Below are 5318 nucleotides of genomic sequence, written 5' to 3'. Positions count from 1 at the left end.
AACGTGCCGTCGTCTCGCCAGTCACGGAACCGTTGATAAACCGTCGACCACGGGCCGAAACGTTCCGGCAGATCACGCCAGGCGGCTCCGGAGCAGAGGATCCAGAAGATGCCGTTGAGCACCAGCCGGTCATCACTTCGAGGTCGGCCCATCTTCTGTTCCGGGGAAACCATATCCTTGATCAACTCCCAGTCCGCATCTGGGAGTTCGTAGCGCCTTGCCATGTGGGCCTCCAGCTAATCATGGTGGCGATTCTACCTGTACCGACTTTTCGTACAGAACCTAAGTTGACTTGCCCGGGTAACGCGGCAGGAAGCATTACGGCGATGTAATTTTGACTTCATTTTTATGACAGGTTGAGCAGATATATTTTAATCACCACCTTGAAGGAGTGATTAAACATGAAAAGCCTCAACGTTATTGCAGCACTTACCGTTATGGTTGCTTCCTCTGCCGCTCTGGCAGAAGGTGGCGCTGATCGTGTTTATGGTCGGATGATTCAGGCCAATGAGCAGGCCATGCAAGAATATGCTGCAGCTAACGGAAAGAATCCGCCTGAAGTTATTCATTACCGTTACGGCATGAAACTGGATATCGCCAAAGTCGTGGCCACTACCCGGACGGACTCTAGCTGCGATGTGATGCCGGCTCAGATGACCTACGAGGACTCCAACGGCAATCTGAATATTCTCGAATACCGGGCAGCCGGAACAGGTTGCCGGAACAAGAATTAATAAATGACATTACGCTGACTGAAATGTAATTTTCATGTCGCCTTGGTGTTATTTGGCATGTGGAAATATACTCAAAGCGCGCCTTGGCTATGCCCGGCGCGCTTGGCACATATATGCAACCACACAATGACAACTGCCAATAACATCAGGAACACTTATGAATAACAGGACTTTGTTAGGGCTTTCTCTGCTCGCTCTGAGCGTCAGCATCGGCCAAGCTGCAATGGCCGCCGGCGAGAAAGGCGAGGGATTTATCGAAGGCAGCAGCCTGACCATCCTCAATCGAAACCTCTACTTCAACCGCGATTTCCGTAAGGGCCAGTCCAGCAGTTCAGGTAATGGCTATTCGGAGGAGTGGGCGCATGGCGTGATAGGCCGATTCGAGTCTGGCTTCACCGAGGGCACTATAGGCTTTGGTGTCGATGCCTTTGCAATGCTAGGGCTCAAACTTGACACTGGCGACGGCCGTTCAGGAGCCGGCGGCTCAGTCGATGTGCTGCCTTACAACAGCCTGGGGCAGGCTGAGGACAACTACTCCAAACTGGGTGGCGCGGTGAAAGCTCGGTTCATGGATACCGAGATCAAGGCGGGCGACGTCTTTCCCGTCAGCCCGGTCGTCCAATACGGTGATGCGCGGCTTTTACCGGAGAGTTTCCGAGGTATCACCGTGACCAACAGCAGCGTGGAAGGACTGTCGCTTCAAGGCGGTCGCCTCCACTCGATGAGCCAACCCAATACCAGCAGCCTGCGCGACGGCTTCGCTACCTTCTACGCGGGCGAAGTGGACTCGCCATGGATCGCCTATTTCGGTGGTGATTACACGCTTAATGACAACGTCGGCTTCAGTCTCTACACCAGTCGCCTCAAGGATGCCTGGAATCAATACTACGCGGGCACCACGCTGAGCTATCCGCTTGCGGACGATGTCACCTTGATCGGTGGGCTGAATTACTACAAGGCGGTCGATGAAGGTAAGCAACTCCTGGGGCGCTTCGATAACAACATCTTTAGCGGTAAGGTCGGCATCCAGTTCGGCGCTCACACAGTGCTGGTAGGTTTACAGCGCAACAATGGCGATGATGACTTCGACTACTTGCGCCAATCGGACTCCATCTATCTAGACAACTCCATCCAGTACAGCGACTTCAACTCGCCCAAGGAGAAGTCATGGCAAGTGCGCTATGACCTGGATATGGAGTCTTTCGGTGTGCCTGGATTGAGCTTCATGACTCGGTATGCCCAAGGCTGGGATGCCGACTACAGCAATGCCAACGAGGTCTATATGCGTCGGGATGACAACGGCGATCCGTTGACCAACCAGAAGCGCTGGGAGCGGGACATCGAGGCCAAATACGTTGTGCAGACTGGATCACTGAAGGATATGTCTTTCCGTGTTCGCCAAATGACCACTCGCGCGACCGACTACGAGTCCGATCTTGATGAAGTCCGCCTGATTGTCGAGTACCCGCTGGAAGTTCTCTAACCTCGGTGCGCGAGCGGGTTGGTTGCCCGCTCGCGCCTTGGTCCTGCTGTCCCCTCGTAGTGCTCCTTTGGTTTGGAGACAGCCCTTGGCACCTTCGGGTGCCTTTTTTACTTAGGTTGACGGGTGGTTTGAAAAAGCGTCGGTCACTCGATGCACAAGCGGCCATGGTGGCAGGAGCTGCTACTGAGCGGGATATTCTGCCACGATCTGATCAGCACCCGTCTTGGTCAAGCCAATGACCTGGTAGACATGCTGTACGCCATCGACTTCCATGCCGGGAGAGCCGGCCGGCATCCCGGGAACAGCGATGCCCACGAGGTCATTACGCTTGCTGAGTTCTAGGACTTGAGCCGCTGGCACATGTCCTTCGACGAACTTGCCGTCAATCACCGCGGTGTGGCAAGACGCCAAGCGTGGCGCAACACCCAGACTTTGCTTCACTGCCGTCATGTTGCTTTCGACATGGTCGACGACTTTGAAGCCATTCGCTTCGAGGTGCGTAATCCACTTCTTGCAACACCCGCAATTGGCATCACGATGAACATCAATCGTCAGGGCATCAGCTGCTTGAACCGCAGATGTGATGGAGAGAGCGCCGAGTAAGGCCAGATAGTTAGTTTTCATGTACGTGTTCTTTGCCATCAGCGTGGGTGTGGGTCTTGGGCGCGGCATTCGGAGCCTGCTTGGAGTGATGATCGCCTCCGTTGGCAGGTGCCTCATTCCCAGCATGGTGGTCATCGGCACTCATATCCGAGTGGTGGTCAGCCTCAGAAGCGGAGTCACCGCCGTTATCCGTAGCCGCAGTATCGTGATGACCAGGCTCTCCGGCATCACCTGTTCCATGATGGTCTTCGCCACCGCCGCTATTGCCATGATCGCCAGGCTTGTTGTCGCCGTGCTGCCCTTCATGGTTATGCATCTGCGTTTCTCCACCACCATGTTGATGGCCGGTACTGGATGCGACGAGTGCTTGGTATTGTTTGCCATCCATCGTCGGCAGCTGGTTGAGGAAGGCAACCATGCCCCAGATGTACTGATCGCCCATGTTCTTGCCCCAAGCAGGCATACCTGTAGCTTTGATGCCGTGCTTGATTACCCAGAATGCTGCAGAGGGATTGCCATCGACACCGATCTTGGCGAGATTTGGGGGAGCAGGATAAAGCGATTGGCTCAGCTCGGTCTCCGCCACACCTGGCGCCAAGTGACAGCCGATGCACATGGAGTTGTAGTTGCCCGCCCCGGTGCGAATAAGAGCTTGATCATCGAGATTGGGAACCTCGATGTCCCGCGAACGAACCTCGATAGAGCGGTCACGGGCCATCGTGAGAAACGCGCTCACTGCGGGAAAATGAGGATCGTCGGCCCCCACGTTGACCACGCCATAGTACGCACCGGCCAGGACAGCTGTGCTACCGACTACACCAGCCGCCACCAAAGTTTTAATTGTTCTTTTCATGTCAGGTTCTCAAAACCACATCCGGATACCGGCGACAAAACGCGCCTCGTTTACATCACCGTCCTCGTCGCGCACCATGTCAGCCGTGTTGCCATAGGAGCGGCTCCAGGAAACGCCGATATAGGGGGCAAACTGCCGGACAATCTCGTAGCGCAGACGCAAGCCGAGTTCAGTATTGGCCAACCCCGACCCCACGCCACGCTCAGGATCGTTCTTGCCGTAGAAGTTCACTTCGGCAGTCGGCTGTAGGATCAACCGGTTGGTTAGCAAAATGTCGTAATCACCCTCCAATCGGGCAGCCGTCTGGCCATTCTCGCCCACGAACGCCGTGGCTTCGGCCTCGAAGGCGTAAAGCGCCATGCCCTGAACACCGAAGGCGGCCCAAGTCTGCGGCGACTCCGGTTTAAAGTCCTGGCGAACGCCCGCGACGACGTCCCACCAGGGGCCGATCGAGCGGCCGTACAACAGCTGTAATTCCGCATCCTCGGTCACGCCGTTGGTACGCTCGCCTTCGGAGCGGAACCACACCCGGTTGATATCACCGCCTACCCAACCCGACGCATCCCAGGCCAGAGTGCTGCCCTCATCTGCGTCCTGGTATTCGAGCTGATCGAGCAGGAAAAAGCTGTTGATGGCGCTGTCGTGCACCTTGTGGCCAGGCAGTGGCGGGAAAGCCGCTTGACGATCAGCATCCGTCAGAACGGGAATCGGCGTACGGCTGGTGGTTCTCGGGGCTTCAGCGGAGCCATGATTCATCTTCGAGTGATCCATGCCCTCCATCTGTCCTTGCATGGTGCCGTGCCCCATCTTGCTGTGGTCCATGGCCGGGGCCTTCTCTTGGCCCTGGCTGTGGCCCATCTGGCTATGGTCCATGCTGCCCGACTCGCTCTGCATGGCACCATGATCCATCTTGCTGTGATCCATGCCCTCCATCGGCGCTTTGGCGGAACCGTGATCCATCTGGCTATGGTCCATCGACATGGAGCCGTGCCCCATTGCCGAATGATCCATTTCTTCCGCAGCCTGGGTAACGCCGCCGCTGAACGCACTCAGCGATACGGCTAACGCTATAAGGGACGGACGTGAAAACCTAGTGGTCATGGTTCGAACCTGCTTCGGCCTCGGTGCCGCCATGCTTATCCATCATGTTTTCGTGCTTCATACCGTCGTGGTTCATGCCCTCATGATCCATGGTGCCATGATCCATCTGCTGGCCAGCGGCCTTATCCTTCGATTGATCTGCAGCCTTGCCACTGGTGGCGTTGGGCGCAGCCGACTCGGCAGCATGTTGTTCGTGCTCACCGTGCCCCTCACCTGCCCATGATGCAGGTGCGTGCAGAGCAGCCAAAAGACTGAACATAACTGCGCTGCCAACAAGGGCATTTCGCTTCATAAAAGTGCTCATCAGAAATCTCCTTTACTCATCCACACGGACTTCACGGAACATGCCCATTTCCATGTGGAGCAACAGGTGGCAGTGATAGGCCCAACGCCCCAACGCATCGGCCGTCACTCGATAGCTACGCTTGGAGCCTGGCGGCATGTCGATAGTGTGTTTACGCACCAGGAAATTGCCGTTCGCATCCTCCAGATCACTCCACATGCCATGGAGATGGATCGGGTGAGTCATCATGGTGTCGTTGAC

The 5318-nt window shown here is 56.1% G+C and carries 8 protein-coding genes; 2 read left to right on the top strand and 6 right to left on the bottom strand.

Going from position 1 to position 5318, the window contains the following annotated elements; translation table 11 throughout:
- Positions 1 to 224: transposase (locus BM198_RS29190; protein ID WP_139233742.1), on the bottom strand; the 224-nt coding region annotated here is incomplete at its 3' end.
- Positions 225 to 401: 177 nt separating this feature from the next.
- Between BM198_RS29190 and BM198_RS29185 the strand changes: the two genes are divergently transcribed.
- Together BM198_RS29185 and BM198_RS29180 are read left to right on the top strand one after the other, a co-directional pair.
- Entirely contained in the window at positions 402 to 734 is a 333-nt protein-coding gene (locus tag BM198_RS29185) for a DUF2790 domain-containing protein (RefSeq protein ID WP_074974297.1), read from the top strand.
- A gap of 157 nt (positions 735 to 891) precedes the next feature.
- Positions 892 to 2217, top strand: coding sequence for an OprD family porin (locus BM198_RS29180; RefSeq protein WP_074974295.1), 1326 nt, complete (start codon positions 892 to 894; stop codon positions 2215 to 2217).
- A 180-nt stretch (positions 2218 to 2397) separates the two neighbouring features.
- Here the strand turns inward: BM198_RS29180 and BM198_RS29175 are convergent, their stop codons facing one another.
- The 5 genes from BM198_RS29175 to BM198_RS29155 form a co-directional block, all read right to left on the bottom strand.
- Positions 2398 to 2841: a DUF411 domain-containing protein gene (locus tag BM198_RS29175; protein ID WP_074974293.1), complete on the bottom strand. Its 444-nt coding sequence runs from the start codon at positions 2839 to 2841 to the stop codon at positions 2398 to 2400.
- A complete protein-coding gene (locus BM198_RS29170) occupies positions 2831 to 3673 on the bottom strand; it encodes a c-type cytochrome (protein WP_074974291.1) in 843 nt (280 codons plus the stop codon). Before BM198_RS29170 ends, BM198_RS29175 begins: the two co-directional genes overlap by 11 nt.
- Positions 3674 to 3682: 9 nt before the next feature.
- Positions 3683 to 4774, bottom strand: coding sequence for a copper resistance protein B (locus BM198_RS29165; RefSeq protein WP_074974289.1), 1092 nt, complete (start codon positions 4772 to 4774; stop codon positions 3683 to 3685).
- Complete coding sequence (locus BM198_RS29160; RefSeq protein WP_074974287.1) at positions 4764 to 5078, bottom strand: hypothetical protein; 315 nt, start codon at positions 5076 to 5078, stop codon at positions 4764 to 4766. Before BM198_RS29160 ends, BM198_RS29165 begins: the two co-directional genes overlap by 11 nt.
- 12 nt (positions 5079 to 5090) lie before the next feature.
- Positions 5091 to 5318 (bottom strand): multicopper oxidase domain-containing protein (locus BM198_RS29155; protein ID WP_167368501.1); only part of this gene is annotated, 228 nt, incomplete at its 5' end.

Source organism: Metapseudomonas otitidis (genome assembly GCF_900111835.1).
Lineage (GTDB): Bacteria > Pseudomonadota > Gammaproteobacteria > Pseudomonadales > Pseudomonadaceae > Metapseudomonas > Metapseudomonas otitidis.
This window is presented reverse-complemented; position numbering and strand designations above follow the sequence as displayed.